28 protein-coding genes are annotated in these 25,969 nt (G+C 65.8%); 17 read left to right on the top strand and 11 right to left on the bottom strand.

Going from position 1 to position 25,969, the window contains the following annotated elements; genetic code table 11:
* Window positions 1–198: 198 nt before the first annotated feature.
* The 8 genes from ACUCV0_RS10555 (at window position 199) to ACUCV0_RS10520 (ending at window position 6,659) form a co-directional block, all read left to right on the top strand.
* Window positions 199–1,863, top strand: a complete 1,665-nt coding sequence (locus ACUCV0_RS10555) for an OFA family MFS transporter (protein ID WP_271653681.1) — start codon at window positions 199–201, stop codon at window positions 1,861–1,863.
* A gap of 143 nt (window positions 1,864–2,006) precedes the next feature.
* On the top strand, window positions 2,007–2,600 hold the full coding sequence (hisB, locus tag ACUCV0_RS10550) for an imidazoleglycerol-phosphate dehydratase HisB (protein WP_058761454.1): 594 nt from the start codon (window positions 2,007–2,009) through the stop codon (window positions 2,598–2,600).
* The gene (hisH, locus tag ACUCV0_RS10545) at window positions 2,600–3,238 is read left to right on the top strand and encodes an imidazole glycerol phosphate synthase subunit HisH (RefSeq protein WP_059313269.1); all 639 of its coding nucleotides are present in this window, start codon (window positions 2,600–2,602) and stop codon (window positions 3,236–3,238) included. The genes hisB and hisH overlap by 1 nt, the downstream gene beginning before the upstream one ends.
* Entirely contained in the window at window positions 3,238–3,495 is a 258-nt protein-coding gene (locus ACUCV0_RS10540) for a DUF2164 domain-containing protein (RefSeq protein ID WP_059313270.1), read from the top strand. Before hisH ends, ACUCV0_RS10540 begins: the two co-directional genes overlap by 1 nt.
* A gap of 31 nt (window positions 3,496–3,526) precedes the next feature.
* Window positions 3,527–4,264, top strand: a complete 738-nt coding sequence (hisA, locus tag ACUCV0_RS10535; protein WP_027597481.1) for a 1-(5-phosphoribosyl)-5-[(5-phosphoribosylamino)methylideneamino]imidazole-4-carboxamide isomerase — start codon at window positions 3,527–3,529, stop codon at window positions 4,262–4,264.
* Window positions 4,265–4,274: 10 nt separating this feature from the next.
* Window positions 4,275–5,057, top strand: a complete 783-nt coding sequence (gene hisF / locus ACUCV0_RS10530) for an imidazole glycerol phosphate synthase subunit HisF (RefSeq protein ID WP_007159785.1) — start codon at window positions 4,275–4,277, stop codon at window positions 5,055–5,057.
* A gap of 83 nt (window positions 5,058–5,140) precedes the next feature.
* Window positions 5,141–5,848, top strand: coding sequence for a substrate-binding periplasmic protein (locus ACUCV0_RS10525; RefSeq protein ID WP_271655892.1), 708 nt, complete (start codon window positions 5,141–5,143; stop codon window positions 5,846–5,848).
* 49 nt (window positions 5,849–5,897) lie between these two features.
* Complete coding sequence (locus ACUCV0_RS10520) at window positions 5,898–6,659, top strand: substrate-binding periplasmic protein (protein WP_059313271.1); 762 nt, start codon at window positions 5,898–5,900, stop codon at window positions 6,657–6,659.
* A gap of 24 nt (window positions 6,660–6,683) precedes the next feature.
* On the opposite strand, the gene ACUCV0_RS10515 is transcribed toward ACUCV0_RS10520, so the two are convergent.
* The 4 genes from ACUCV0_RS10515 to ACUCV0_RS10500 all read right to left on the bottom strand — a co-directional run bounded on the left by ACUCV0_RS10515 (window position 6,684) and on the right by ACUCV0_RS10500 (window position 10,843).
* Window positions 6,684–7,445, bottom strand: a complete 762-nt coding sequence (locus tag ACUCV0_RS10515) for a divergent polysaccharide deacetylase family protein (RefSeq protein WP_482212636.1) — start codon at window positions 7,443–7,445, stop codon at window positions 6,684–6,686.
* A complete protein-coding gene (locus ACUCV0_RS10510; protein ID WP_059313273.1) occupies window positions 7,442–8,785 on the bottom strand; it encodes a S41 family peptidase in 1,344 nt (447 codons plus the stop codon). Before ACUCV0_RS10510 ends, ACUCV0_RS10515 begins: the two co-directional genes overlap by 4 nt.
* Window positions 8,786–8,814: 29 nt before the next feature.
* Window positions 8,815–10,098 carry a murein hydrolase activator EnvC family protein gene (locus ACUCV0_RS10505; RefSeq protein WP_271653685.1) on the bottom strand — a complete coding sequence of 428 codons (1,284 nt, stop codon included), beginning with the start codon at window positions 10,096–10,098 and terminating at the stop codon, window positions 8,815–8,817.
* A 133-nt stretch (window positions 10,099–10,231) separates the two neighbouring features.
* On the bottom strand, window positions 10,232–10,843 hold the full coding sequence (locus tag ACUCV0_RS10500) for an NAD(P)-dependent oxidoreductase (RefSeq protein ID WP_482212634.1): 612 nt from the start codon (window positions 10,841–10,843) through the stop codon (window positions 10,232–10,234).
* A gap of 182 nt (window positions 10,844–11,025) precedes the next feature.
* Here ACUCV0_RS10500 and ACUCV0_RS10495 point away from each other — a divergent pair, with 182 nt between their 5' ends.
* From ACUCV0_RS10495 to secB, 3 genes are read left to right on the top strand one after another with little or no spacing between them, the layout of a single operon-like run.
* The gene (locus ACUCV0_RS10495) at window positions 11,026–11,445 is read left to right on the top strand and encodes a rhodanese-like domain-containing protein (RefSeq protein ID WP_059313276.1); all 420 of its coding nucleotides are present in this window, start codon (window positions 11,026–11,028) and stop codon (window positions 11,443–11,445) included.
* 40 nt (window positions 11,446–11,485) lie between these two features.
* Window positions 11,486–11,740 carry a glutaredoxin 3 gene (grxC, locus tag ACUCV0_RS10490; RefSeq protein ID WP_059313277.1) on the top strand — a complete coding sequence of 85 codons (255 nt, stop codon included), beginning with the start codon at window positions 11,486–11,488 and terminating at the stop codon, window positions 11,738–11,740.
* A 27-nt stretch (window positions 11,741–11,767) separates the two neighbouring features.
* Window positions 11,768–12,232 (top strand): protein-export chaperone SecB, encoded by a 465-nt coding sequence (gene secB, locus ACUCV0_RS10485; RefSeq protein WP_059313278.1) that lies wholly within the window; start codon window positions 11,768–11,770, stop codon window positions 12,230–12,232.
* Between the two features lie 72 nt (window positions 12,233–12,304).
* Here secB and rarD read toward each other — a convergent pair whose 3' ends face one another.
* The 5 genes from rarD to ACUCV0_RS10460 form a co-directional block, all read right to left on the bottom strand.
* The gene (rarD, locus tag ACUCV0_RS10480; RefSeq protein WP_059313279.1) at window positions 12,305–13,225 is read right to left on the bottom strand and encodes an EamA family transporter RarD; all 921 of its coding nucleotides are present in this window, start codon (window positions 13,223–13,225) and stop codon (window positions 12,305–12,307) included.
* Window positions 13,226–13,611: 386 nt separating this feature from the next.
* Window positions 13,612–14,586, bottom strand: coding sequence for a serine/threonine protein kinase (locus ACUCV0_RS10475; protein ID WP_059313280.1), 975 nt, complete (start codon window positions 14,584–14,586; stop codon window positions 13,612–13,614).
* A 110-nt stretch (window positions 14,587–14,696) separates the two neighbouring features.
* Window positions 14,697–16,586, bottom strand: coding sequence for a PhoX family protein (locus ACUCV0_RS10470; protein WP_482212633.1), 1,890 nt, complete (start codon window positions 16,584–16,586; stop codon window positions 14,697–14,699).
* Window positions 16,587–16,652: 66 nt separating this feature from the next.
* A complete protein-coding gene (locus ACUCV0_RS10465; RefSeq protein WP_482212632.1) occupies window positions 16,653–17,390 on the bottom strand; it encodes a phosphoribosyltransferase family protein in 738 nt (245 codons plus the stop codon).
* Between the two features lie 58 nt (window positions 17,391–17,448).
* Complete coding sequence (locus tag ACUCV0_RS10460; protein WP_059313282.1) at window positions 17,449–17,745, bottom strand: hypothetical protein; 297 nt, start codon at window positions 17,743–17,745, stop codon at window positions 17,449–17,451.
* Window positions 17,746–17,857: 112 nt separating this feature from the next.
* Between ACUCV0_RS10460 and ACUCV0_RS10455 the strand changes: the two genes are divergently transcribed.
* Both ACUCV0_RS10455 and ACUCV0_RS10450 read left to right on the top strand, forming a co-directional pair.
* Window positions 17,858–18,559 carry an alpha/beta fold hydrolase gene (locus ACUCV0_RS10455; RefSeq protein WP_482212631.1) on the top strand — a complete coding sequence of 234 codons (702 nt, stop codon included), beginning with the start codon at window positions 17,858–17,860 and terminating at the stop codon, window positions 18,557–18,559.
* A gap of 69 nt (window positions 18,560–18,628) precedes the next feature.
* Window positions 18,629–19,216 (top strand): cupin domain-containing protein, encoded by a 588-nt coding sequence (locus ACUCV0_RS10450; RefSeq protein ID WP_482212630.1) that lies wholly within the window; start codon window positions 18,629–18,631, stop codon window positions 19,214–19,216.
* Here ACUCV0_RS10450 and ACUCV0_RS10445 read toward each other — a convergent pair.
* Entirely contained in the window at window positions 19,213–19,635 is a 423-nt protein-coding gene (locus tag ACUCV0_RS10445) for a DUF1810 domain-containing protein (protein WP_434775613.1), read from the bottom strand. The genes ACUCV0_RS10450 and ACUCV0_RS10445 overlap by 4 nt on opposite strands.
* Before the next feature lie 70 nt (window positions 19,636–19,705).
* Window positions 19,706–21,040: an MFS transporter gene (locus ACUCV0_RS10440; RefSeq protein WP_323148383.1), complete on the bottom strand. Its 1,335-nt coding sequence runs from the start codon at window positions 21,038–21,040 to the stop codon at window positions 19,706–19,708.
* Window positions 21,041–21,204: 164 nt separating this feature from the next.
* Here ACUCV0_RS10440 and ACUCV0_RS10435 point away from each other — a divergent pair, with 164 nt between their 5' ends.
* The 4 genes from ACUCV0_RS10435 to ACUCV0_RS10420 all read left to right on the top strand — a co-directional run bounded on the left by ACUCV0_RS10435 (window position 21,205) and on the right by ACUCV0_RS10420 (window position 25,953).
* Window positions 21,205–21,528, top strand: a complete 324-nt coding sequence (locus tag ACUCV0_RS10435) for a thioredoxin family protein (protein WP_482212629.1) — start codon at window positions 21,205–21,207, stop codon at window positions 21,526–21,528.
* Between the two features lie 145 nt (window positions 21,529–21,673).
* Window positions 21,674–23,479 carry a phenylacyl-CoA dehydrogenase gene (locus tag ACUCV0_RS10430; RefSeq protein ID WP_482212628.1) on the top strand — a complete coding sequence of 602 codons (1,806 nt, stop codon included), beginning with the start codon at window positions 21,674–21,676 and terminating at the stop codon, window positions 23,477–23,479.
* A gap of 186 nt (window positions 23,480–23,665) precedes the next feature.
* Window positions 23,666–25,435, top strand: coding sequence for an acyl-CoA dehydrogenase C-terminal domain-containing protein (locus tag ACUCV0_RS10425; protein WP_482212627.1), 1,770 nt, complete (start codon window positions 23,666–23,668; stop codon window positions 25,433–25,435).
* A gap of 359 nt (window positions 25,436–25,794) precedes the next feature.
* Complete coding sequence (locus ACUCV0_RS10420; RefSeq protein WP_007159763.1) at window positions 25,795–25,953, top strand: YqaE/Pmp3 family membrane protein; 159 nt, start codon at window positions 25,795–25,797, stop codon at window positions 25,951–25,953.
* Window positions 25,954–25,969 lie beyond the last annotated feature (16 nt).

Below are 25,969 nucleotides of genomic sequence, written 5' to 3'. Positions count from 1 at the left end.
GGTGGTAAACGCCCGTTTCGTCGGCGGTCTTGCACCGCCCGTACCCTGGCAAATGAGTAGGGGTGGCAGTAGGCCAGGGTGCGCTTTAATGTCGCGCACCTCTGGTCGGTTGACGCCGTTTCTTTGACTCGTTTATGGGGAAGCGTGCAGGGAATGTCCACCGGCCTGGACGCTATACATCAGAAAGGGGCTAAACCCATGAGCACTACTCTCACCGCTGGCGGCGCCGCTTCGGCTCGTCCGGCTTTTCTTTCCAAGGAGCGCATCGTCGCCCGGCCCGGCTTCAACCGCTGGCTGGTACCGCCGGCCGCCCTGGCCATCCATCTGTGCATCGGCATGGCCTACGGCTTCTCGGTGTTCTGGCTGCCGCTGTCCAAGGCGATCGGCATCACCGCCGCCGTGGCCTGCCCGGTGGAGATGGGCTTCTTCGAGCAGATCTTCAGTGCTACCTGTGACTGGAAGATCTCCCAGCTCGGCTGGATCTACACCCTGTTCTTCATCTTCCTCGGCTGCTCGGCCGCCCTGTTCGGTGGCTGGCTGGAACACGCCGGTCCGCGCAAGGCCGGTGTCGTCTCGGCGCTGTGCTGGTGCGGCGGTCTGCTGATCTCCGCCCTGGGCATCTACACCCACCAGATCTGGATGCTGTGGCTGGGTTCGGGCGTGATCGGCGGTATCGGGCTGGGCCTGGGCTACATCTCGCCGGTGTCGACCCTGATCAAGTGGTTCCCGGACAAGCGCGGCATGGCGACCGGCATGGCCATCATGGGCTTTGGTGGCGGCGCCATGGTGGGTGCGCCCCTGGCCGATGCCCTGATGCGTCACTTCGCCTCGGCCACCGAAATCGGTGTCTGGCAGACCTTCCTGGTCATGGCGGTGATCTATTTCGTGTTCATGATGAGCGGTGCCCTGGGCTACCGCGTACCGCCGACCGGCTGGAAGCCCGCCGGCTGGACGCCTTCCACCAAGAAGGCTAGCAGCGGCATGATCACCAACCGCCACGTCCATGTGAGCAAGATCTGGGGCATTCCGCAGTTCTGGCTGGTCTGGGCCGTGCTGTGCCTGAACGTCACCGCTGGCATCGGCATCATCGGCATGGCATCGCCGCTGTTGCAGGAAGTCTTTGGTGGCCGCTTGCTGGGCAACGGTCTGCCCTATGGTGAACTCAGCGCCGATCAGCTCAAGCAGATCGCCGCCATCGCCGCCGGCTTCACCGGTCTGCTGAGCCTGTTCAACATTGGCGGTCGCTTCTTCTGGGCATCCTTCTCCGATTACATCGGCCGCAAGATGACCTACTTCGTCTTCTTCACCCTGGGCTTCGTGCTCTATGCCATCGTGCCCTGGACCGGTCATCTGGGCAGCGTGGCGCTGTTCGTCTTCGCCTTCTGCCTGATCCTGTCCATGTACGGCGGTGGTTTCTCCACCGTGCCGGCCTACCTCGCCGACCTGTTCGGTACCCAGATGGTCGGCGCCATTCACGGTCGCCTGCTCACCGCCTGGGCCGCCGCCGGCGTCTTCGGTCCGGTGCTGGTCAACTACCTGCGCGAGTACCAGCTGAGCATGGGCATCCCCCGCGCCCAGGTGTACGACATCACCCTGTACATCCTGGCCGGCTTGCTGGTGCTGGGCTTCCTCTGCAACCTGATGGTGCGCCCGGTAGCCGACAAGCACTTCATGACCGAGGCCGAACTCGCCGTCGAGCGCGCCAATGGCCATGACAGCAATGTCGGCAGCGCCCAGGTACTGGAGTGGAGTGCCGATCCCAAGACCAAGCCGCTGGCCATCGCCGCCTGGCTGGCCGTGGGCATCCCGCTGGCCTGGGGTATCTGGATCACCCTGCAAAAGACCGCTGCGTTGTTCAGCTAAGCTACCGCTCAGCCTCGCGACAACAGGGCGCCCCGGGTGGGGCGCCCTTGCGGTGGGACGCTCCGTCCCGCCGCGCTTTCGATCCAGCCCCCACGCCCCTATAATATCGGCCCTTTCGCCCACCGATTTTCGCGGAGCAGGCTATGGCCGAACGCAAGGCAACCGTCGAGCGCAACACCCTGGAAACCCAGGTCAAGGTATCCCTGGATCTGGACGGCACGGGCGCGGCGCGCTTCGACACCGGGGTCCCCTTCCTCGAGCACATGCTCGACCAGATCGCCCGCCATGGGCTGATCGACCTCGATATCCACTGCCGCGGCGACCTGCACATCGATGACCACCACACGGTGGAAGACATCGGCATCACCCTCGGCCAGGCCTTCGCCAAGGCCGTCGGCGACAAGAAGGGCATCCAGCGCTATGGCCATGCTTATGTGCCCCTGGACGAGGCCCTGTCGCGCGTCGTCATCGACTTCTCCGGCCGGCCCGGCCTGCACTGGAACGTGCCCTTCACCCGCGCCACCGTGGGCCGCATGGACGTCGATCTGTTCCTCGAATTCTTCCAGGGCTTCACCAACCATGCCCAGGTCACCCTGCACATCGACAACCTGCGCGGGGTCAACAGCCACCACCAGATCGAAACGGTGTTCAAGGCCTTTGGCCGCGCCCTGCGCATGGCCCTCAGCGAAGACCCGCGCATGGCCGGCGTCATGCCCTCCACCAAGGGGTGCCTGTAATGCAGACGGTAGCCGTCATCGACTACGGCATGGGCAACCTGCACTCCGTGGCCAAGGCCCTGGAGCATGCTGGTAGCCATCAGGTGCTGGTGACCGGCGATCCCGCGGTGATCCGCGAGGCGGACCGTATCGTCCTGCCCGGCGTCGGCGCCATCCGCGACTGCATGGCCGAGATCCGCCGCCAGGGCATCGATGAGCTGGTACGTGAAGTCAGCCAGGACCGGCCCTTCCTCGGCGTCTGCGTCGGCATGCAGGCGCTGATGCAGCGCAGCGAAGAGAATGGCGGGGTGGACTGCATCGGCCTGTTCCCCGGCGCCGTACGGCGCTTCCCGGGCGGCATGCAGGAAGAGGGTGAGACCCTCAAGGTGCCGCACATGGGCTGGAACGAGGTCAGCCACGTGCTCGACCATCCGCTCTGGCACAGCATCCCCGATCGCGCCCGTTTCTATTTCGTGCACAGCTTCTATGTCGAGGCCGGCAGCCCGCGCCAGGTGGTCGGTCGCGGCCACTACGGCCTGGACTTCGCCGCGGCCCTGGCCGACGGCTCGCGCTTCGCCACCCAGTTCCACCCCGAGAAGAGCGCCGACTGCGGTCTGCAGCTCTATGCCAACTTCCTCGCCTGGGACGGCCGCTGGTAATGGCGCGCAAGCCGTCCGCGCCGCTGGTCAGGCTCGAACCCGAGCAGACCCAGCGCGTGGTCACGGCGTTGCAGACCCTGCTGGACGATCGCTTCGAGGTCCGCCTGGGGCGTTTCGAAGTCGAGGAACTGCTGGATTTCTTCGCCCGCGAGTGCGGGCCGCTGTACTACAACAAGGCGGTTGCCGACGTGCAGGCCCTGCTCAGGGAGCGTGTCGACAGCCTGGAAAGCGACATCTGGGCGCTGGAAAAGCCCTAGACCGCCCTCACCCCCGAGCCAAGGTATTGCCATGCTGATCATCCCCGCCATCGACCTCAAGGACGGTGCCTGCGTCCGCCTGCGCCAAGGGCGCATGGAAGACTCCACCGTGTTCTCCGACGATCCCGTGGCCATGGCCGCCCAGTGGGTCGACGGCGGCTGCCGCCGGCTGCATCTGGTGGATCTCAACGGCGCCTTCGAGGGCCAGCCGGTCAATGGCGAGGTGGTCACCGCCATCGCCAAGCGCTATCCCGGCCTGCCGATCCAGATCGGTGGCGGCATCCGCTCGCTGGAGACCATCGAGCACTATGTGCGCGCCGGCGTCAGCTACGTGATCATCGGCACCAAGGCGGTCAAGCAGCCGGAATTCGTCGCTGAGGCCTGCCGCGCCTTCCCCGGCAAGGTCATCGTCGGCCTGGACGCCAAGGACGGCTTCGTCGCCACCGACGGCTGGGCCGAGGTCAGCGAATTGCAGGTCACCGACCTGGCCCGCCGCTTCGAGGCCGACGGCGTCAGCGCCATCGTCTACACCGATATCGCCCGCGACGGCATGATGCAGGGCTGCAACGTCCCGGCCACCCGCGCCCTGGCCGAAGCCACCAGCATCCCGGTGATCGCCTCCGGCGGCATCCATAACCTGGGTGATATCCAGAACCTGCTCGACGCCCGCAGCCCGGGCATCATCGGCGCCATCACCGGCCGGGCGATCTACGAGGGCACCCTCGACGTCGCCGAGGCCCAGGCGCTGTGCGACAACTTCAAGGTCTGAGGACTCAGTCATGGCGCTGGCGAAACGCATCATCCCCTGCCTGGACGTGGACAATGGCCGCGTGGTCAAGGGCGTCAAGTTCGAGAACATCCGCGATGCCGGTGATCCGGTGGAGATCGCCCGTCGCTACAACGAACAGGGCGCTGACGAGATCACCTTTCTCGACATCACCGCCAGTCACCAGGGCCGCGACACCACCCTGCACACCGTGGAACGCATGGCCAGCCAGGTGTTCATCCCGCTGACCGTGGGCGGTGGCGTGCGCACCGTGCAGGACATCCGCAACCTGCTCAACGCCGGTGCGGACAAGGTCTCGATCAACACCGCGGCGGTCTTCACCCCGGAATTCGTCGGCGAAGCCGCGGCGCGCTTCGGCTCCCAGTGCATCGTGGTGGCCATCGACGCCAAGCGCGTCAGCGGCCCCGGCGAGACCCCGCGCTGGGAGATCTTCACCCATGGCGGGCGCAAGCCCACCGGGCTCGATGCCGTGGCCTGGGCGCAGAAGATGGAAGGTCTGGGTGCCGGCGAGATCCTGCTCACCAGCATGGATCAGGACGGCATGAAGAACGGCTTCGACCTGGGCGTGACCCGCGCCGTCAGCGAGGCGGTGGGTATCCCGGTGATCGCCTCCGGGGGCGTTGGCAACCTGCAGCATCTGGCCGACGGCATCCTCGAAGGCAAGGCCTCGGCAGTGCTCGCCGCCAGCATCTTCCATTTCGGCGAATGCACCATTCCCGAGGCTAAACGGTACCTGGCCGAAAAAGGGATTGTGATACGCTCCACAAAATCTTAAGCACCGGCAGGGCCGGCAGGGAGAGGGGCGTGCGCAAGGGATTCTGGGCCTGCTTGGCGGGTTTGCTGCTGGTATCGACGACCATGGTCAGGGCGGAGATCCCGGCGGGTTATCAGCTCACGCTGCTGACGGAAAACTTTCCCCCCTACAACTTCTCCACCGACGGCAAGAACTTCGCCCGCGAGGACGATCTCAAGGGCATCGCCGTCGACATGGTGCGCGAGATGTGTCAGCGCGCCGGCATCTCCTACAACCTTACCTTGAGATTCCCCTGGGAGCGGATCTACGGCATGGCCCTGGATCAGCGCGACCACGGCGTCTTCGTTACCGCCCGGCTGCCCGAGCGCGAAGCCCTGTTCAAGTGGGTCGGCCCCATAGGCCCCGACGACTGGGTCCTGCTCGGTCGCGCCGACAGCCATCTGCAACTACGCAGCCTGGACGACGTTCGCCAGCAGCAGCTCAAGATTGGCGCCTACAAGGGTGACGCCATCGCCGAGAGTCTCGTCCAGCAGGGCTTCCAGCCGGATCTCGCGCTGCGTGATCAGGAAAACGTACAGCGCCTGCTCAAGGGGCAGATCGACGTCTGGGCCACCGGCGATCCCGCCGGCCGCTATCTGGCGCGCCAGGAAGAGGTGACCGGCCTCAAGATGCTGCTGCGCTTCAACACCGGCGAGCTGTTCCTGGCCCTGAACAAGCAGACGCCCGACGAGGTGGTACAGAAGCTGCAAAAGGCCCTGGACGAGATGCGCCAGAGCGGCGCGGTCCAGACCATCTTCAACCGTTATCTGTAACCCCGATGGGCCGAGCGCTCGGCTCGGACGGTTGGGCGAGGAGAGAGCAATGCGCAAGTTGTGGCTGCCTATCGCTAGCGTGCTGTTGAGCTGCGCCCTGGGCATGGGAACGGCCCAGGCGGAGTTGCCACCCGGCTATCGCGTCGTGCTGCTGACCGAGAATTTCCCGCCCTTCAACATGGCGGTGGATGACAAGAACTTCGCCCGCGACGAGGCCATCGACGGCATCAGCACCGATCTGGTCCGTGAGATGTTCAAGCGTGCCGGGATCGACTACAGCCTGTCGCTGCGCTTTCCCTGGGATCGCCTCTACAACCTGACCCTGGAAAGCCCCAACTACGGGCTGTTCTCCGTTTCCCGCACCGAGGCGCGGGGCCCCTTGTTCAAGTGGGTCGGACCGCTGGGCAAGACCCGCAAGGTGCTCATGGCGCTACCGGGCAGCACGATCCGGGTCCCCGATCTCGCCGCGGCTGCCAAGCTGCGCGTTGGCGCCTACAAGAATTCCGCGGTCAGCCAGATGCTCAAGGACAAGGGTGTCGTCGCCAGTGAAGTCCTGCGCGATCAAGAGAACATCGCCCGGCTGCAGAAGAACGAGATCGACGTCTGGGCTACCACCGATGTGGTGGGGCGCTATCTGGCCAAGCAGCAGGGCGTCAGCAATCTGCAGACACTGCTCAGCTTTCAGGAGTCCGACCTCTATCTGGCCCTCAACAAGGACACCCCTGATGAGGTGGTGACCCGCTTGCAGCAGGCCCTGGACGCCATGCGCCAGGAAGGCGTGGTCGACAGCATCACCCGCAACTACCTCTGACGCCTGGGTGACAGGTGCCGGGCGCTAGCGGTAGCGCCCGTCGCGACCGTGCCCGGCCATGGCACGATTGGCCCGCAGGGCGATCATCTGTGGCAGGTCGATGACTTCCACGCCCTGGGCCTTGAGCTGTGGCAGCTGCTGGGCCAGCACCGCCAGGGTTGCCGGGTGTGGATGGCCGATCAATACGGCGCTGCCCTGCCGCTGGGCGAGGCGTACTCCCTCGGCCAGCTGTGCGGCCACCGCCGCCGGGGTCGCCTCGTTGTCGAGAAAGACATCGCGCGAGACGCTGGCCAGGCCGATCTTCTGGGCTTCCGCCGCGGCCACGGTGGCGGCGCTGGTGCGGCTGTCGAGAAACAGCAAATGGCGTTCCCGCAAGACCTGCATCAGCTCGGCCATGGCCGGCCGGTCAGCGGTCATGCGACTGCCTTCGTGGTTGTTCACCCCGTCCGCCTCGGGCACCCGTTCCAGCGCCCGGTCGAGGCGTTGCAGGCGTTCGGCGGAAGACATCTCCGGATGCCAGGCATAGGGCCCGCCAGCCGGGTCCATGGGCAGGTGCAGCAGCACCGTACGGCCGGCGCGATGGGCCTGGGCGGCCAGTTCGGCGGCGTAACGAGTCTCGGGGATAATGGCCAGCACTACCGGTGCGGGCAGGGCCAGCACCTGGCGATCCCGCGCCGGATTCTGGCCGAGGTCATCGATGACGATGGTCAGGTGCGCGGTAGCCGCCTGGGCGAGTCCGCTGGCCAGGGCGAGCGCCCCGGCCAGCAGCCAGTGTCTACCCCTCACGGGGTATGGGTGACGTTGAGTCCCTTGAGCAGCGACAGCGCCTGGGAGAGCTGGAAGTCGTCATCCTGCGGACGCGTACTCTGGTTGGGCGCCTTGCTGCCGGTTGGCCGATCGGCGCCGCCATTGCCATTGCCCAGGTGGCCGGCCAGATCCGCCTCGCGGAAGTATTCGTCGCCACCGCTTTGCGGCGTGACCTTGGCGGGGGCCACGGGGATGTCCGGGGTAATGCCCTGGGCCTGGATGGAGCGGCCATTGGGCGTGTAGTAGAGCGCCGTGGTGAGCTTGAGCGCCCGGTCATTGTTGAGCGGCAGCACCGTCTGTACCGAACCCTTGCCGAAACTGTCGGTGCCCATGAGGATGCCGCGCTTGGAGTCCTGCAGGGCGCCGGCGACGATTTCCGCGGCCGAGGCACTGCCGCCGTTGATCAGCACCACCAGGGGCACCTTCTCGCTGGGATCGGCGGCATCGGCCGAGAAGCGCAGCTCGGAATTGGGTAGACGGCCCTTGGTGTAGACGATCAGGCCGTGGGTCATGAAGGCATCGGCCACCTCGACCGCCGACTGCAGGACGCCCCCCGGATTGTTTCTCAGGTCGAGGATCAGGCCCTTGAGCTTGCCCTTGTTTTCCTGGCGCAGCTTGCCGAGCGCCTTGACCGTCTCTTCGCCGGTATTCACCTGGAACTGCGAGATGCGCAGCAGGCCGTAGCCGGATTCGAGCAACTGGCTCTTGACGCTGTTGACCTTGATCACCGCCCGCGCCAGCTTGACGTCGAACGGCTGGGCGCCGCCGCGCACGATGGTAAGGGTAATGGGGCTGCCCGGCTTGCCGCGCATCTTGTCGACGGCTTCGTTGATGGCCTGGCCCTTGGTCGGCTGGCCGTCGATCTTGACGATCAGATCCCCGGGTTGCAGATGGGCCTTGGCCGCCGGGGTGTCGTCGATGGGCGAGACCACCTTGATGAAGCCGTTTTCCTGGCCGACTTCCAGGCCCAGGCCGCCGAACTCACCACTGGTGGTTTCCTGCAGTTCGGCGAAGTCCTTGGGTTCGAGATAGGCGGAGTGCGGATCCAGGTTGCTGAGCATGCCCTTGATGGCATTCTCCAGCAGGACCTTGTCCGACACCGGCTCCACATAGGCAGCCTTGATGCGGTCGAACACCTCGGCAAAGGTGCGCAGCTCGTCCAGGGGCAGCGGAGCGCTGGCCGGGGCAGCAGGAGCGGTACCCGGAGCGACCGGCGTTACCGCGGCTGGCGTGCTTTGCGGCGATTGCGCCTGGACAGCTCCGACGCCACCGAACAACAGGGCGAGGACCAGGACGGTGGGACGAAAGCGATGCGGCATGTGCAGCTCCTAAACCGAGGTGTGTCGCACTATCCCTGAGCACGGCACCAGATGACGGGGTCCGTCGGGCGGCCCTGTTGGCGGATGGCGAAGTACAAGGCGGATGCTTCCTGACCGCCGCTGGCGCCGACGGTCGCGATGGCATCCCCGGCCTTGACCACGTCACCTGCAGCCTTCAGCAGGCTCTGATTATGTCCGTACAGGCTGAGATAGCCATTCCCATGATCGATGATAACCAGCTGCCCGGCGCCTCTTAGCCAGTCGGCGAAGACTACCCGACCGCCGTGGACCGCCTTGACTCTGGTGCCGGCACCGGCGGCGATCAGGACGCCATCCCATTTCGCCCGAGGGTCGTCGCCACGGGCACTGCCGAAGCGCGCCACCAGGCGACCGTCGACTGGCCAGGGCAGCTTGCCACGGGCACTGGCGAAGGCGCCGCCATACGCAGGTGCTGCACTAGACACCGCAAGCTCCGGGGCGTTCGAGGGGCGGGGGGCTTTCGTATCGCTTTGCGCCTGGCGTCGCGCCGCTTCCCGCGCCTGGGCGGCACGGGCCTCGGCGAGCTGCCGCTGGCGGGCTTCCTCGGCTTCGCGGGCCTGGCGGGCGAGGGTTTCCTCGATGGTCTTGAGCACCTTGTTGAGGGCTGCCTGATCCTGCTCGCGGCTCTCGATCTCGCGACTCTTGTCGCGGTAGTCCGAGTTGATCTTGGCCAGCGCCGCCTGACGCTCCTTGCGCACCTCGGCCAGGTCCGCCTGACGCTTCTCCAGGTCTTCGCGACGGGCGACCAGTTCGCTCTGCTCCTGCTGGATGCCCTGTTCCACGTCGCGCAATTCGCGCAGGGTGTCGTTGAAGGCGGCCAGCTGATCCAGGCGGGTGCGATTGAGGTAGTTGTAGTAGGTGAGGGTGCGGCTGACCTTTTCCGGATGCTCCTGATTGAGCAACAGCTTGAGGTATTCCTGGCGGCCACTCTGGTAGGCGGCGCGGACCTGCACGGCGATCAGCTTCTGTTGTTCAGCGCGAGACTGGTCGAGCTTCTGCTTGCGCCCGTCCAGCTCTTGCAGCTTTTTTTCGCCACTCTCCAGCTGCTTCTGCAGCGAATCCACCTGCTTTTCCAGCTCGCCCATTTGGGTCTCGGTACTCTGCAGCTGCTTTTGCACGCCAGACTTCTCGGCCTGCACCTGCTTGAGCACCTTCTGCATTTCCTGGATGTCCCGACGGGCTTGCTCGATCTGCCGCTGGGTATCGGCGCGGTCGTCGGCCAAGGCAGGAGCGAGAACGCTGGCGAAGAGGAGAAGGGCGAGAACACGGCGCATGCGAAGTCGTACGTTTCGAGGGCGAAGCGCCTAGTATGCCCGTCACATCCGGCAAAAAAAACGGCAAGGCACGCCGTTCAGCGTTCACAGCCCGACCAGGCGGCCAGGCTGCGAACGAAGGGGCACTTCTGCCTCAATAGCCAATTGTGAAACGGGTGCGATGGTGAGCGGGCCGTTCGACCTCGTCCAGCAGGGCCACGGCGAAGTCCTCGTAGGAGATCCGGCTGTCCCCGGCGGCGTCGAACAGCAGGGCATCGCGGCCCAGACGGAAATGACCGGTGCGCTCGCCAGGAGCGAAGATCATCTGCGGGCTGACGAAGACCCAGTCGAGGTCGCTGACCTCGCGAAGCGCTTCCAGAGTGGCGATGCCGGCACCGGCTTCGTGGCGATACTCCGCCGGAAAGGCCGGCGCATCGAAAAGGCGCGAGCCATCCGGCAGGCTGAGGCTGGCGGCGCCACCGACGATCAGCAGGCGCGGGATGCCCGCGGCTCGGGCGAAGTCGAGGAGGGCGGTCGGTGCCATGTCGGCGAATCTCAGACTGCTGAGCAATACTTCGCAACCGGCCAGGGCCTGGGCGGTTTCCGGTCTGGCGACATCGCCGGCAACCACGGTGAGGCCGGTCCGCGGAGCGAGTCGAGCGGGATCGCGCACCAGCGCGGTGACCTGATGGCCACGGGAAAGGGCTTCGTCGAGCAGGCGGCTGCCCACATTGCCGGTAGCGCCGAGCAGGGCGATGGAGGTCATGGCGAGGTTCCTTGAAAATGACGGGAAGCCAAGCCTAGGCAGAGTCGCGAAAACCGCCAAGAAGGCAGCTTGAGGTGTGCTGGTTACCTGCCGATAACCCACGGTCGTCGAGGGTATGGCGCTACCGGGGGGCTGTGTATACTGGCCGGCATTTTTAGCCCTTCTTGGATAGCTCTTTCATTATGGAATTTATCGGTCGGTTGGTCGAATTCGCCACCCATCATCCGCTGCTCGTCGCCGCCTTCCTGGCCATCGTCGCCCTGATGCTGTTCAACGAAACCCGTCGGGGCGGTCGCAGCCTGTCCACCGGCGAGCTCACCAACCTGCTCAACCGCGAGCAGGGTGTAGTCCTCGATATCCGTCCGAGCAAGGACTTCGCCGCCGGGCATATCGTCGGCGCGTTGAACATCGCTCAGGAGAAAGTCGCCAGCAGCCTGTCTCTACTGGAGAAGCACAAGGCCAAGACCTTGATCGTGGTGGACAGCGCCGGCCAGCAAGCCGGTGCCGTGTGCGGCGATCTGCAGAAGGCCGGCTTCACCGCCGCTCGCCTGAACGGCGGCATCGCCACCTGGCGTGCAGAGAATCTGCCGCTGGTGAAGTGACCCCTAGCGTGGCCGCCCCATCGGCCACTGGAGACTGCGCATGACCGACGTCGTCATCTATACCAGTGCCTGGTGCCCCTACTGCCATCGTGCCAAGCACCTGCTCGATCGCAAGAACGTGGCCTACCGGGAGATCTCCGTCGACGGCCAGCCGGCGCTGCGCACCGAGATGGCCCGCAAGGCCGGCCGCACCAGCGTGCCGCAGATCTGGGTCGGCAGCACTCACGTCGGTGGTTGCGATGAGCTCTATGCCCTAGACCGAAGCGGGCGTCTCGATCCGCTGCTGTCCGCCTGACCAACACTCATAACTCAAGGCCCTACCATGACCGATCAAGCCAACGGCGCCCAGGAAGACGGCGCTCAGTTCTCCCTTCAGCGCATCTACATCCGCGACCTGTCGTTCGAGGCGCCCAAGAGCCCCGAGATCTTCCGCCAGGAGTGGCAGCCCAACGTCAACCTGGACCTGGCCACCCGCCAGAAGACCCTGGGCGACGACTTCCACGAAGTGGTGCTGACCCTGACCGTCACCGTCAAGAACAACGAAGAGACCGCCTTCATCGCAGAAGTGCAGCAGGGTGGCATCTTCCTGATCAAGGGCCTGGACGCCGCGTCCATGGCCCATGCCCTGGGCGCCTTCTGCCCCAACATCCTGTTCCCCTACGCCCGTGAGGCGCTGGACAACATGGTGGTACGTGGCTCCTTCCCCGCGCTGATGCTGCAGCCGGTGAACTTCGACGCCCTCTACGCCCAGGAACTGGCGCGCATGCAGACCGCTGGCGAAGCCTGATCGGCTCGCTGCGGTACCGGACGCCCCTTGCGAGGGGCGTTCTGCTGTCTGGCCCCAGGTCTTTTCGAGGGGCTAGGCCTTGCCGGTCTCCCGCTCACGCGCCTTTGCACTGGCTCTGAGCTTGCGGCTGGCACGCCAGAGATCGAAGCTGAACACCGCAAGGCCAGCCCAGATGCAGATAAAGGCGAACAGTCGCTCGCGGGGAAAAGGCTCGCCAAAGAGCCAGACCGCCTGGATCAACACCAGGGTCGGGGCGAGGTACTGCAGAAAGCCCAGGGTCGAATAGGGCAGCTTGCGCGCCGCGGCGTTGAAGCACAGCAGCGGTATCAGGGTGACGGGACCGGCCAGCACGATCAGCAGGCCCAGGGAGGACTGCCAGACCTCCGCCTGCAGGCTTACGCCCGGGGTCAGCAGCGGCAGCGCGATCAGGGCGATCGGCACCAGCATCCAGCTTTCCACCACCATGCCCGGCAGCGCAGCCACGGGCGTCTGTCGCCGCACCAGGCCATAGAAGGCGAAGCTCAGGGCCAAGGCCAGCGACACCCAGGGCAGTTGCCCAAGGGTCCATAGCTGCTGGGCCACACCCAGCACTGCCAGGCCCACGGCGATCCACTGCAGCGGGCGCAGCCGCTCGCCAAGGATCACCAGGGCGAGCAGGATGTTGACCAGCGGGTTGATGTAGTAACCCAGGCTGGCCTCGACCACATGGGCGTTATTGACCGCCCAGATGTAGACCAGCCAGTTGCAGGCCACCAGCGCGCCGGACACGGCCAGCCAGAACAGCCGCCGGGGATGGGCGCGCAACTCCGCCCACCAGCCGCGATGGCGCCAGACCACCAGTAGCAGCGCGCTGAACAGGGCGGACCAGAGGATGCGCTGGAACAGGATCTCGGTCGCCGGGAGGGCCGCCAGCAGTTTGAAGAACAACGGAAACAAGCCCCACAGCACATAGGCGGTGAGGCCCAGGGCATAACCCTGGCGCAAGGCAGACATGAGAAATCCTTAGGCAGGCAACTTTCTTGTCCGGGCAGGATAGCTCAAGGGGCGGCGGGATGTGGGCGTGAGTGGCGCTCCCTGTCGTTATTCCTGAGCAGGCTGGCATCCCGTAACCGCGGTCGTGGCAGTGCGCCGATGCGACCGCTTCGCAGGCCACAGGCATTGTTTGATCGCGGCCATGGGCCGCTCCTACGGATCAGGTTGCTGTAGGAGCGGCCCATGGCCGCGATCAGTGTCGTAGCGTGGAAAACGGCGCAGCCTTTTCCACTAAAGAGTTCATCGCGGGGCCTACCCTCACCCCGGCCCTCTCCCAAGGGGAGAGGGAGCATTGGCGCCTGTAGCGTGGAAAACGGCGCAGCCTTTTCCACTGAGTCGCACAAAGGCTAGAACAGTCGCAGCGGCGCCTCGTCCAGGGCGGCGCGTTGCTCGCGCAGGGTGAGGATCTGGTCACCCCAGTAGCGTTCGCTGCCGAACCAAGGAAAGCTCTTGGGAAAGGCCGGATCGTCCCAGCGGCGCGCCAGCCAGGCGCTGTAGTGCATCAGGCGCAGGGTGCGCAGCCCCTCGATCAGGGCTAGTTCGCGCGGCTGGAAGTCATGGAATTCCTCATAGCCGTCCATGAGTTCGGACAGCTGTGTCAGCCGCTCCTGGCGATCGCCGGCCAGGAGCATCCAGAGATCCTGCATGGCCGGGCCATGGCGGCAGTCGTCGAGGTCGACGATATGGTAGGCCTCATCGCGACAGAGCAGGTTGCCCGGGTGGCAGTCGCCGTGCAGGCGGATGACGTCGTAGCTGACGCTCTCGAAGAGTTCGTCGAGGCGCAGGAGCAGGTCGCGCGCCACGGATTCATAGGCGGGCAGCAGGCTCTTGGGAATGAAGTCGCCGGTGAGCAGGGTGTCCAGGGAGGCATGGCCGTAGCCCTGGACGTCCAGCGTCTCGCGGTGCTGGAAGGGCCGGCTTGCACCCACCGCATGCAGGCGGCCGAGCAGCTGGCCCAGACGATGCAACTGGTTGAGATCGCCCGGCTCCGGCGCGCGACCGCCACGGCGGGGAAAGAGTGCGAAGCGAAAGCCGGCATGGGTGAACAGCGTCTGGCCGTCGCGCTGCAAGGGTGCGACCACGGGCACCTCGCGCTCTTCCAGTTCGGCGGAAAAGGCGTGCTCTTCGAGAATGGCGGCATCCGTCCAACGATCCGGACGGTAGAACTTGGCAATCAGCGGGGTCTCGGCTTCGATGCCGATCTGATAGACGCGATTCTCGTAGCTGTTGAGGGCCAGCACCCGGGCATCGCTGAGATAGCCCAGGCTTTCGATGGCGTCGATGACGAGGTCGGGACTCAGATTTTCGAACGGATGAGACATGGCGCGCTCCTCGGTCACGGGGGACGATGGCGATTGCCACCCTGCATCCGAGAGATGCTAGCGCATGCCCGAGCCCCTTGGCGAAGGCTCGAGCGCTATCCGCTCGCCGGTCAGGCGCCTATCACTCCGCCGTCTTCCCGGGTGATGACCATCACCGAGGAGCGGGGCTGACCATCCGGTCGTTGCTCCGGGAACTGGGAGCCGCCTTCCTCGCCGGGGTGCTGGATGCCGACGAACATGGTCTTGTAGTCCGGCGAGAAAGCCAGACCCGTAACCTCGCACCCGACTGGGCCGACCAGGAAGCGGCGCATCTCGCCACTGCGCGGATCGGCGCAGAGCATCTGGTTGTTGCCCATGCCCTCGTAGTCGCCCTTGTTGCTGTACTTGCCGTCGGTGAGTACCCAAAGCCGGCCGGCGGCGTCGAAGCCCAGGCCGTCAGGACTGTTGAACATGTTCTCGGCGTTGATCTGCGGGGAGCCGGCTTCGGGCGTGCCCGGATGCACCTTGGGGTTGCCGGCGATGACGAACAGGTCCCAGTCGAAGGCCAGGGCGGCGGCATCGTCACCGCTCTCGCGCCAGCGCACGATCTGCCCATAGCGGTTGTTGGCGCGGGGATTGGGGCCGCCTACCGGCATGCCGTCCTCGGCGCGCTTGGTGTTGTTGGTCAGGGTGCAATAGACCTGGCCGTCCTTGGGGCTGACGGCGATCCATTCGGGGCGGTCCATGCGCGTAGCGCCGACCTGGCTGCCGGCCTGGCGGGCATGGATGAGCACCTCGGCCTGGCTGGCGAAGCCATTGGCGGCGGTCAGGCCGTGCTCGCCGTGCACCAGCGGCAGCCACTGGCCGCGACCCTTGGGCCGGTTGGGGTCGCGGTCGCCTTCGTCGAAGCGGGCGACGTAAAGAGTGCCGTGATCGAGCAGGTCGCGATTGGCCTTGGGATCGTCCTGCAGGCGGTCGCGGCTGACGAACTTGTAGATGAACTCGCCGCGTTCGTCGTCGCCCATGTAGACCACCACACGGCCGTCGCGGGTGCGGGTGAGGGCGGCGTTCTCGTGCTTGAAGCGACCCAGGGCGGTGCGCTTGACCGGCTTGCGCTGGGGATCGAAGGGATCGATCTCGGTGATCCAGCCGTGGCGGTTGAGTTCGTTGGGATTCTGCGCCAGGTCGAAGCGATCGTCGTGCAGGTGCCAGTCGTTCTCCACGCTGGCGTGCTTGACGCTGTAGCGCTTCTGGGCCGCATCGAATTTCAGGTTGGCGTCGCGGCTGCCAAAGACGTCGGTGAAGTTCTCTTCGCAGGTCAGGTAGGTGTGCCAGGGGGTGGCGCCGCTGGAGCAGTTCTGGAAGGTACCCAGTACTTCGCGTCCGGCCGGGTCGGCGGCGGTCTTGAGCAGGTCGTGGCCAACAGCCGGACCGCTGACGGCGATGGGCGTATTGCCATGCACCCGGCGGTTGTAGGGCGAGCCCTGGACGAAGTGCCATTGGCCATCCACGCGCTTCACCTCGATCACCGAGACGCCCTCGGCGGCCTGGGCCTTGCGGGTGTCTTCCAGGGACTTGGGCGGGGTGTTGTGGCTGAGCAGGTAGCGGTAGTTGGTGTATTCGTTGTTGATCGCCATCAGCGCCCGGTCCGGATCGTCCGGGAAGGGAAAGAAGGCCATACCATCGTTGTTGTCGCCGAATTGCACGGCCTGGTCGGCGGCGCTGGGGCTGCCATCGGGGCGGAAGGCCGGGCCATCGGTGTGCAGCGGCTGGCCCCAGCTGATGAGCACGCTGGCGCGATAGCCGGGCGGCACCACCAGGGTGTCGGCGGTGGAAGCCGGGATGTTGGCGAAGCCGATCAGGAGATTGCCCGTGGCCTCGCTGACGGCGTCGGCCAGGGCGCTCCGCCCGAGCAGGCCACCACCGAGGAACATGGCGGCTCCCGCCAGGGCGCCAGCGCCAATGAAGCGTCGACGGCTGAGATGGACAAGGCGTTCGAGATCGGTCTGTTCGTTGTGCATGTTGATGGCTCCCTCACGGTGTGCAGGCGAGGCTAGTCAGGCTAAATGACGTTTTGGTGACAGCCGCTAGTCGCCGGGTGGTGGTGTCCGCGCCAGGCAATAGACGTCGACCCGCCTGGCGCCAGCGCGCTTGAGCAGGCGTGCCAGGCTATCGGCAGTGGCGCCGGTGGTCAGGACGTCGTCTACCAGTGCCACATGGCGACCCTCCAGTGCAGCGTCTTTCACCAGGGCGAAGGCCTGCTTGAGATTGCGCCGTCGCTCGCTGGCGCTCAGCCCTTGCTGGCTGTGGTGTTCCTGAACCCGCTGCAGCAGCTCGACCTCGACCGGCAGGTGCAGGGTTTTGCCGAGCCAGCCGGCCAGCAGGGCAGCCTGGTTGAAGCCGCGCTGGCGCAGGCGCAGGGGAGAAAGAGGTACTGGCAGCAGCAGCTCCGGGCGTGGCTGGCCTTCGTCGAACAGGTGCAGCAGATGCCGCGCCAGCAGCGCCCCGGCCAGGCGACCGAGGCTGCCCTGGTCACGATGCTTGAATCTGTTGATCAGGGTGTCGACCGGAAAGGCATAGCGCCAGGGGGTCAGCACCTGGTCGAAGGCCGGTGGCCTGGCCAGGCAGCCGCCGCACAGCAGGCCGTCCACCGGCAGTGGCAGGGCGCAGCACCGGCAATGAGGGCCGAGCCAGGGCAATTCGCTGTCGCAGCCTTCGCACAGCGGCAGTCCGGCAGGTAGCCAGCGGGCGCAGAGGGCGCAACTGGTGCCAGGCTGCAGGCGTTGCCACTGGCGCTTCAGGGTGTGGGAGAAAGGAAGGGTCATGGCGGCATCCGTGCCGATAGAGAGCCCTACTGTGCCAGGCAGCGGGCCTGGCGACCAGTCAGCCGCGAATCAGCCAGCCCATCACCATCAGGCCCAGGATCAGCCAGATGACGCCGCCCACTATCGAGCGGGCCATGAAGGCTCGTACCGCGGCGTAGAGCAGCAACAGGCCGACGGCCAGGACCACGAAGCTGATATAGGAGTCGTCCATGCCGATGGAGCGCGCCATGCCATGGAGGAAGTCGTGCACGGCATCGGCGATGCCGCCCAGGACCGAGCCGAACAGGTCGATGATGAAACGGATGACTTGGCCGAGCGCCGCGCCGAGCCAGTCGAAGAAGCCTTCAGTACGCATGGATGTTTCCAGATCCTTGGCAATGTTCCTTGGAACCCGCGAAGCCCGCCGGGTTCGCTGGTGATCCGCGCTACACTGCGCGTTTTCCGCAGTGTCTCTCAAGTTCTTAGTGATGACAGCTACCGACGCGCTACCCCTGATCCTGCTTCCCGGCCTGCTTTGTGACCAGCGTCTCTGGGCCACCCAGGCTGCCGACCTGGCCGACACCTGCCCGGTGTTCATCCCCGACCTCACCCGCGACGCCGGCATCGCCGCGCTGGCCCACCGGGTCCTGACCGAGGCGCCGCCGCGTTTCGCCCTGGGCGCCCTGTCCATGGGCGGCTATGTGGCCTTCGAGATCCTGCGCCAGGCGCCGGAGCGAGTGGCGCGCCTGGCGCTGTTCGACACCATGGCCAGCCCGGATACCCCCGAGCGTGCCACCCAGCGTCGCGCCATGCTCGACCTGGCCGAACGCGGTCGCTTTCTCGGCATCAGTCCGCAACTGCTGCCACGCCTGATCCATGCCTCGCGCCTGGGCACGCCGGTGGCCGATACCGTGCTGGCCATGGGCAAGGCGGTGGGCAAGGAGGCCTTCCTGCGCCAGCAACAGTCGATCATCGACCGTCCCGATTCGCGGCCCACCCTGGCGCAGATCCAGGTGCCCACCCTCATCGTGGTCGGCGCCCAGGATCAGCTCACCCCGCCCGCCGAAGCCGAACTCATGCAGGCCGGCATCCAGGGCTCGCGTCTGGTGGTGCTGGACGACTGCGGCCACCTGCCGCCACTGGAGCTGCCGGAACGGACCACGGCGCTGTTGCGGGAATGGCTGGCCTGACCCCTCGTCGCGGACGCTGAACCCCGGCGTCAGGTGGGCCTCCATTGGCAAAGCCCCCTGGAGTCCCGCATGTCGCATCGCCCATCACTCTCCATCCTCTCCCTGGTGCTGGGTCTCGCCCCCACCACCGTGGCTCTGGCCGCGCCAGTAGGGGCCGGTCAGCCCGAGCAGCTGCATTTCGCCGACGACGGAGTCATTCCCAATAGCCGCCTGCCCGTGCTGCTCTATCGCCAGGTGCCGCTGGAAGGGACCGACCGCGCGGCGGCGCTGGAGCGACTGTTCGCCGACAACGCCTGGCCGTCGCAATGGCGCTACGGCGTCTATAGCTACCATCACTATCATCCCAACGCCCATGAAGTCCTGGGCGTGGCGCGTGGTCAGGCTACCCTGCGCTTGGGCGGCGAGCAGGGGCAGGATGTGGCGGTGACCGCAGGTGATGTGGTGGTACTGCCGGCGGGCACCGGGCACCGCAATCTGGAGTCCAGTGCGGACTTCCTGGTGGTGGGTGCCTACCCACCCGATCAGCAGGACTTCATCACCCAGCGCGCCGATCCAACGGCCCATGGGCGTTCGCTCGAACTCATCGCCCAGGTACCGGTGCCGACAACCGATCCGGTCACGGGGCGCGCAGGCGCGCTGCCGGGGCTCTGGCGCTAGCAGAGTCGCGTCAGGGTGGCCTCGTCCGGCTGGCCGGCGAAAAAGGTCTTGAGCGCCTCGCGAAAGGGCTCGGGGTCTTCGGCCACGGCGGCGAAAAGGGTGAGGCTGGAGTGGAACTTGAGATCGTCCGGCTGTCCGAACAGCGCGGTCGCGGACAGCCCCGGATGCTCCAGCGCCGCCGTGGTGATCTCCCGCAGGCGCGGTCCCAGTACGGGATGCGCCAGGTAGGCGCTAGCCTCGTCACGGGAGGCAATGGCGTAGTGCTGGGCGGTCTCGCTGCGCCCTAGCCCCTGGATCTGCGGAAAGATGAACCACATCCAGTGGCTGCGCTTGCGCCCGGCGCGGATCTCCGCGAGGGCGGTGGCATAGGTGGTCGCCTGGGCATCGACGAAGCGTTGCAGATCGTGATCGACGGGCATGGGAAAACTCCGGGCCTTTTGCCTATCGGCAGGCCGGCCCGGAGGAAGTGCCGCTCACGAGACGAGCGGTTTAGCCGCGCACCGTGCGATAGCTGACCTCGCCGCCTTCGCTGACGTCGTCCAGGTCGATCCGGGAGGTCTCCGGCAGGCTCAGGCCACCGACCAGACCCAGCAGGGCGACCAGGATCAGGTAGAGCGCGGGCGAGAGATTGCTGCCGGTGGCGCCGATCAGCCAGGTCGCCATCAGCGGGGCAGTGCCGCCGAAGATGGTATAGGCCAGGTTGTAGGTGATGGCGCCGGCGGTGTAGCGCGTGCGAGTCGGGAAGACCTCACTGAGCAGCGGTGCCGTCACCACGTTGCACAGGACTGCCCCGGCGCCCAGCAGCAGGGAACCCAGCAGGGCGCTGCCGAACTGGCCGCTGCTGGCCAGCAGCAGCGCCGGATAGACGCCTGCAGCCAGTACCAGGCTGGCCAGCACCGTGGTCATGCGTCGACCGATGCGGTCGGTGACGCGCCCCAGCACCGGGCAGGCGGCCGCGGCGGCGAACAGGGTGATCAGGCTGATGGCCAGCGCCGCGGCCCGGTCGAAGCCGCCGGCCAGCTGCAGGTAGGTGGAGAAGTAGGTGGTGAACATATAGAAGGACAGCGCCGTCAGCGAGATGAAGGCGCCCAGGCGCAGGATGGAGCGACCCTGCAGCCGCAGCGTCTCGCCCAGCGGTGAATGGCTGACCTCATGGTCGGCTTCCAGGGCCTGGAAGGCCGGTGTCTCATCCAGCTTCAGGCGCAGGTAGAGGCCGATCAGACCCAGGGGGGCGGCGGCCAGGAAGGGAATGCGCCAGCCCCAGTCGGCCATGGTGGCGGCGCCCAGCAGTCGTTCCAGGCCCCAGGCGGTCAGGGCCGCGCTGGCGAATGCGAGAAAGGTCGAGACCGGCACGAAGCTGCCGTAGCGACCGCGGCGATCGCGCGGCGAATGCTCCATCACGTAGGCGCAGGCACCGGCGTACTCACCGCCGGCGGAAAAGCCCTGGGCGCAGCGGATCAGCGTCAGCAGGATCGGGGCCCAGATGCCGATGGTGGCGTAGCTGGGCAGGATACCGATCAGGGCGGTGGCGCCGGCCATGATCAGGATGGTCAGGGCCAGGACCCGTTTACGGCCGATGCGGTCACCCAGCAAGCCGAAGACGATGCCGCCCAGCGGCCGGAAGGCGAAGGCCACGGCGAATACGGCAAAGGTCTTGAGCAGCCCGGCAGTGGCGTCGCCACTGGGAAAGAAGTGCGCGGCGATCAAGGTGGCGAGAAAGCCGTAGAGGGCGAAGTCGAACCATTCGACGAAGTTGCCGATGGACGCGGCGGAGATGACCTTGCGCAGGGTGGCGGGTGAAACGGAAGTCGCTGTCTGGCTCATGGCGGGCCTCAAGAAAGGGCGGAGACGGAGGCAGAAATGGAGCGCCTTGTTTTATTGTCGGGAGATCGGGGCGTACCGCAGCTTCGACCCTAATCCTTTTTCCGTGACCGAGCAGTCCCGCCAGCGACTTGTCCACCGTTGGAACCGACTTCAGGAGCCTCGCGATGACCTTTACCACCACCTATGCAACCCAGGAGCCCGCCCGGGCCGATGTCGACGCGCTACCGGGGGTGACCCTGCTGGAATTCGGCGCGCCCTGGTGCGGGCACTGTCGCGCCGCCCAGCCGCTGCTTGCGACGGCCTTGGCAGAGCATCCCACCGTGCGCCATCTCAAGATCGAGGATGGCTCCGGGCGGCGCCTGGGACGCTCCTTCCGCGTCAAGCTCTGGCCGACCTTGATCGTCTTCAAGGATGGCCAGGAACTGACGCGGGTGGTGCGCCCGACCGGGGCGGCAGAGCTGAGCGAAGCCCTGGTCCTGGCGGACTGACCGGTCGTTCCGCTCGTCCTCGCCGCGCTTGACAAGGTCAGGGCTAGAACATAAGTTTCAAACAACTGTTTAAACGCCCTGGCGGAAGGTCCGCAGCGACGCTGCCGCCCCCTCGACAACAAGCATTCGCAAAGAGGTAACAGTCATGCCCGAATACAAGGCTCCCCTGCGGGACATCCGCTTCGTTCGCGACGAACTGCTGGGCTATGACGCGCACTACCAGAGCCTGCCCGGCTGCGGTGATGCCACCCCGGACATGGTCTCCGCCATCCTCGAAGAAGGCGCCAAGTTCTGCGAGCAGGTCCTGGCCCCGCTCAATCGCATCGGTGACCAGCAGGGCTGCACCTGGAGCGAAGAGGGTGTGAAGACCCCCGATGGCTTCAAGGAAGCCTATGCCCAGTTCGTCGAGGGCGGCTGGCCGAGCCTGGCGCACAACCCGGCCCATGGTGGCCAGGGCCTGCCCGAATCCCTCGGCATCTCCCTGTCGGAAATGGTTGGCCAGGCCAACTGGTCCTGGGGCATGTACCCCGGCCTGTCCCATGGCGCCATGAACACCCTGGAACAGCACGGCACCGACGAGCAGAAGCACACCTACCTGGAAAAGCTGGTGACCGGCGAGTGGACCGGCACCATGTGCCTGACCGAGCCGCACTGCGGTTCCGACCTGGGCATGCTGCGCACCAAGGCCGAGCCGCGTGCGGACGGCAGCTACGCCATCACCGGCACCAAGATCTTCATCTCCGCCGGTGAACACGACATGGCCGAGAACATCGTTCATATCGTGCTGGCCCGCCTGCCCGATGCCCCTGCCGGCACCAAGGGCATCTCGCTGTTCATCGTGCCCAAGCACCTGCCCGACGCCAGCGGCGCGGCTGGTGAACGCAATGCCGTGCATTGCGGTTCCCTCGAACACAAGATGGGCATCCACGGCAACGCCACCTGCGTGATGAACTTCGATGGCGCCACCGGCTTCCTGATCGGCCCGCCGAATCGCGGTCTGAACTGTATGTTCACCTTCATGAACTTCGCTCGCGTCGGCACTGCCCTGCAGGGTCTGGCCCATGCCGAGGTAGCCTTCCAGGGTGGTCTGAAGTACGCCCGCGAGCGTCTGCAGATGAGATCCCTGACCGGTCCCAAGGCGCCCGAGAAGCCCGCCGATCCGATCATCGTGCACCCCGACGTTCGCCGCATGCTGCTGACCATCAAGGCCTTCGCCGAAGGCAGCCGGGCGATGATCTACTACACCGCCAAGCTGGTGGACATTCTCAAGTACAGCCAGGACGAAGAGCAGAAGCAGCAGGCCGAGACCCAGATGGCCTTCCTCACCCCCATTGCCAAGGCCTTCATGACCGAGGTCGGCTTCGAGGCGGCGAGCCACGGCGTGCAGATCTATGGCGGCCACGGCTATATCGCTGAGTGGGGCATGGAGCAGAACCTGCGCGATGCGCGCATCGCCATGCTCTACGAGGGCACCACCGGCATCCAGGCCATCGACCTGCTGGGTCGCAAGGTACTGATGACCCAGGGTGAGTCGCTCAAGGCCTTCACCAAGGTGGTGCACAAGTTTTGCCAGGCCCAGGCCGAGAATGCCGAGCTCAAGGCCTTCGTCGAGCCGCTGGCCAAGCTGAACAAGGAGTGGGGCGAGATCACCCTCAAGGTCGGCATGGCCGCCATGAAGGATCGCGAGGAGGTGGGTGCCGCCGCCGTCGACTATCTGATGTACTCCGGCTATGTCTGCCTGGCCTTCTTCTGGGCCGACATGGCCCGGGTCGCCGCCGAGAAGCTGGCCGCCGGTACCGACGAGGCAGCCTTCTACCAGGCCAAGCTGGCCACCGCGCGCTTCTACTACGAGCGCCTGCTGCCCCGTACCCGTGCCCATGCCGAGGCGCTGCTGGCCGGTGCCGGCAGCCTGATGGCCCTGGCCGAGGAAGACTTCGCGCTCGGTTACTAAGCGCACGAAGCTCCTCTGAAAACCCCGCCCTGGCGGGGTTTTCGCTTTTTCACGCATGCGAAAAAGCCAGCGGCGCGGACCTCCGATCGGCTGACCGTCAGGTCAGATCATGAACCTATGTCTCCCTTCCGGTTCGGTCTTACACTCGAGTTATACCGACAAGACCACCTTCCGAGGAGACTCGACATGGCTGACTACACCCCGCCGCTTCGCGATATCCGTTTCGTGCTGGATGCCGTCCTCAAGGTCAAGGATCGCTGGAGTCAGTGGCCCGCGCTGGCCGAGGTGGTGGATGGCGAGACCGCCGATGCCATCCTCGAAGAAGCCGGCAAGCTGTGCGCCCAGGAACTGGCGCCGCTCAATCGCAATTCCGATGAAGAAGGCTGCCACTGGCAGAACGGCGAGGTCGCCACGCCGCAGGGCTTCCGCCAGGCCTATCAGGCCTTCGCCGAAGGCGGCTGGGTCGGCGTCGGTGGCGACCCCGAATACGGCGGCATGGGCATGCCCAAGGTGCTCACCGCCCAGGTCGAGGAAATGATGCACGCCAGCTGCCTGGCCTTTGGTCTCTATCCGATGCTCAGCGCCGGTGCCTGCCTGGCCCTGCATGCCCACGGCAGCGAGGCACTCAAGCAGGCCTATCTGCCCAATCTCTACAGCGGCCAGTGGGCCGGCTCCATGTGCCTGACCGAGCCCCACGCCGGTACCGACCTGGGTCTGATCCGCACCCGCGCCGAACCCCAGGCCGATGGCAGCTACCGCGTCACCGGCACCAAGATCTTCATCACCGCCGGCGAGCACGACCTCACCGAGAACATCATCCACCTGGTGCTGGCCAAGCTGCCCGATGCACCGGCCGGCTCTCGGGGCATCTCGCTGTTCCTGGTGCCCAAGATCCTGGTGGACGAGGCGGGCGCCCTGAGCGAGCGCAACGCCGTGGCCTGCGGCTCGCTGGAACACAAGATGGGCATCAAGGGCGCCGCCACCTGCGTGATGAACTTCGACGGCGCGGTCGGCTATCTGGTGGGCGAGGTCAACAAGGGCCTGGCCGCCATGTTCACCATGATGAACTACGAGCGCCTGGGCGTTGGCATCCAGGGCCTGGGGTCGAGCGAGCGCTCCTACCAGAATGCCCTGGCCTATGCCCGCGAGCGCCTGCAGAGCCGCTCGCCTGCCGGTGTTCAACAGGCCGCCAAGAACGCCGATCCGATCATCGTGCACCCTGACGTGCGTCGCATGCTGCTGACCATGAAGGCGCTGAACGAAGGCGGGCGGTTGTTCTCCAGCTATGTCGCCCTGCAACTCGACACCGCCAAGTACAGCCCCGAGCCCGCCGAGCGCGAACGCGCCGAAGCCCTGGTGGCGCTGCTCACCCCGGTGGCCAAGGGCTTCCTCACGGATCTTGGCCTGGACCTTTGCGTGATCGGCCAGCAGGTGTTCGGTGGCCATGGCTACATCCGCGAGTGGGGGCAGGAGCAACTGGTGCGCGACGTGCGCATCACCCAGATCTACGAGGGCACCAACGGTATCCAGGCGCTCGACCTGGTCGGCCGCAAGCTGGCCGGTAGCCGCGGGGCGCTCTATCGACCCTTCAGCGAAGAGGTCCACGGCTATCTCGCCGGCCTCCCGGCGGACAACGAATTCGCCGCGCCCCTGCGCCAGGCGCTGGAGCGGTTGGATGGAGTGACCGAATGGCTGCTGCAGGCCGGTGCCAGCGATCCCCACCAGCTCGGCGCGGCCTCGGTGGACTACCTGCACCTGTTCGGCTATGTCGCCTATGGCTATCTCTGGGCGCGTGCCGCTGCCGCGGCGGCGGATCAGGACGCGGCCTTCGCCGAGGCCAAGCTCGCCACCGCACGGTTTTATTTCACCCGTCTGCTGCCCCGTACCCTGAGCCTGGAGGCAGCCGTGCGCAGTGGCGCGCAGCCGCTCTACGCCATGGCTGAGGAGGCTTTCTAAGCTGTTGACTGGCAAGCTAAAAAGCCATGCCGTGTAAGCTTTGGCTTACATGACGTCGCCGCGATAAGCCATCGCCTAGTCCAGGGGAGCTGCGTAATCTACACCCATCGGATCGCGGTACAGGATGTACCCAGCGCTCCAGGTGATTTCAAGGAAATATGGCCAGGATGGCCCCCCGGCACGGATGTCGGGCAGAGACTCTCAAGGATAGATGGCCAAGGATTGGCGGCCCGACAAGGATGTTGGGTTAAGTCTACGAAACCCCGCTCCGGCGGGGTTTTTTATTGCCTGCCGGAACCTGATTCGGGGCCTGCCAGTCTTAGAGGCATCTTCTTGCCTGCCCACTACTGGAGCCTGAAATGGACCTTATCCGTCTGATCTTCGCCATCATCCTGCCTCCCGTGGGCGTCTTCCTGCAGGTCGGCTTTGGCGGCGCCTTCTGGCTGAACATCCTGCTGACGCTGCTGGGCTATATTCCGGGTATCATCCATGCCGTCTGGGTAATCGCCCGTCGCTGATGTGAAACACGGACGC

This window comes from Pseudomonas sp. VMV1 (genome assembly GCF_056790235.1).
Note: the sequence above shows the minus strand (reverse complement) of the source record. Positions and strands in the feature narration are given on the sequence as shown.

Coding starts and splice junctions, on each gene's coding strand:
- secB (WP_059313278.1), top strand. CDS start 11,768: ATGACCGATCAAGCCAACGGCGCCCAGGAAGACGGCGCTCAGTTCTCC.
- hisA (WP_027597481.1), top strand. CDS start 3,527: ATGCTGATCATCCCCGCCATCGACCTCAAGGACGGTGCCTGCGTCCGC.
- ACUCV0_RS10505 (WP_271653685.1), bottom strand. CDS start 10,098: ATGCGCCGTGTTCTCGCCCTTCTCCTCTTCGCCAGCGTTCTCGCTCCT.
- ACUCV0_RS10540 (WP_059313270.1), top strand. CDS start 3,238: ATGGCGCGCAAGCCGTCCGCGCCGCTGGTCAGGCTCGAACCCGAGCAG.
- hisH (WP_059313269.1), top strand. CDS start 2,600: ATGCAGACGGTAGCCGTCATCGACTACGGCATGGGCAACCTGCACTCC.
- ACUCV0_RS10455 (WP_482212631.1), top strand. CDS start 17,858: ATGACAGCTACCGACGCGCTACCCCTGATCCTGCTTCCCGGCCTGCTT.
- ACUCV0_RS10520 (WP_059313271.1), top strand. CDS start 5,898: ATGCGCAAGTTGTGGCTGCCTATCGCTAGCGTGCTGTTGAGCTGCGCC.
- ACUCV0_RS10465 (WP_482212632.1), bottom strand. CDS start 17,390: ATGACCCTTCCTTTCTCCCACACCCTGAAGCGCCAGTGGCAACGCCTG.
- ACUCV0_RS10500 (WP_482212634.1), bottom strand. CDS start 10,843: ATGACCTCCATCGCCCTGCTCGGCGCTACCGGCAATGTGGGCAGCCGC.
- ACUCV0_RS10460 (WP_059313282.1), bottom strand. CDS start 17,745: ATGCGTACTGAAGGCTTCTTCGACTGGCTCGGCGCGGCGCTCGGCCAA.
- rarD (WP_059313279.1), bottom strand. CDS start 13,225: ATGTCTGCCTTGCGCCAGGGTTATGCCCTGGGCCTCACCGCCTATGTG.
- ACUCV0_RS10510 (WP_059313273.1), bottom strand. CDS start 8,785: ATGCCGCATCGCTTTCGTCCCACCGTCCTGGTCCTCGCCCTGTTGTTC.
- ACUCV0_RS10430 (WP_482212628.1), top strand. CDS start 21,674: ATGCCCGAATACAAGGCTCCCCTGCGGGACATCCGCTTCGTTCGCGAC.
- ACUCV0_RS10440 (WP_323148383.1), bottom strand. CDS start 21,040: ATGAGCCAGACAGCGACTTCCGTTTCACCCGCCACCCTGCGCAAGGTC.
- ACUCV0_RS10450 (WP_482212630.1), top strand. CDS start 18,629: ATGTCGCATCGCCCATCACTCTCCATCCTCTCCCTGGTGCTGGGTCTC.
- ACUCV0_RS10470 (WP_482212633.1), bottom strand. CDS start 16,586: ATGCACAACGAACAGACCGATCTCGAACGCCTTGTCCATCTCAGCCGT.
- ACUCV0_RS10495 (WP_059313276.1), top strand. CDS start 11,026: ATGGAATTTATCGGTCGGTTGGTCGAATTCGCCACCCATCATCCGCTG.
- grxC (WP_059313277.1), top strand. CDS start 11,486: ATGACCGACGTCGTCATCTATACCAGTGCCTGGTGCCCCTACTGCCAT.
- ACUCV0_RS10420 (WP_007159763.1), top strand. CDS start 25,795: ATGGACCTTATCCGTCTGATCTTCGCCATCATCCTGCCTCCCGTGGGC.
- ACUCV0_RS10425 (WP_482212627.1), top strand. CDS start 23,666: ATGGCTGACTACACCCCGCCGCTTCGCGATATCCGTTTCGTGCTGGAT.
- ACUCV0_RS10525 (WP_271655892.1), top strand. CDS start 5,141: ATGGTCAGGGCGGAGATCCCGGCGGGTTATCAGCTCACGCTGCTGACG.
- hisF (WP_007159785.1), top strand. CDS start 4,275: ATGGCGCTGGCGAAACGCATCATCCCCTGCCTGGACGTGGACAATGGC.
- ACUCV0_RS10555 (WP_271653681.1), top strand. CDS start 199: ATGAGCACTACTCTCACCGCTGGCGGCGCCGCTTCGGCTCGTCCGGCT.
- ACUCV0_RS10435 (WP_482212629.1), top strand. CDS start 21,205: ATGACCTTTACCACCACCTATGCAACCCAGGAGCCCGCCCGGGCCGAT.
- ACUCV0_RS10475 (WP_059313280.1), bottom strand. CDS start 14,586: ATGTCTCATCCGTTCGAAAATCTGAGTCCCGACCTCGTCATCGACGCC.
- ACUCV0_RS10445 (WP_434775613.1), bottom strand. CDS start 19,635: ATGCCCGTCGATCACGATCTGCAACGCTTCGTCGATGCCCAGGCGACC.
- hisB (WP_058761454.1), top strand. CDS start 2,007: ATGGCCGAACGCAAGGCAACCGTCGAGCGCAACACCCTGGAAACCCAG.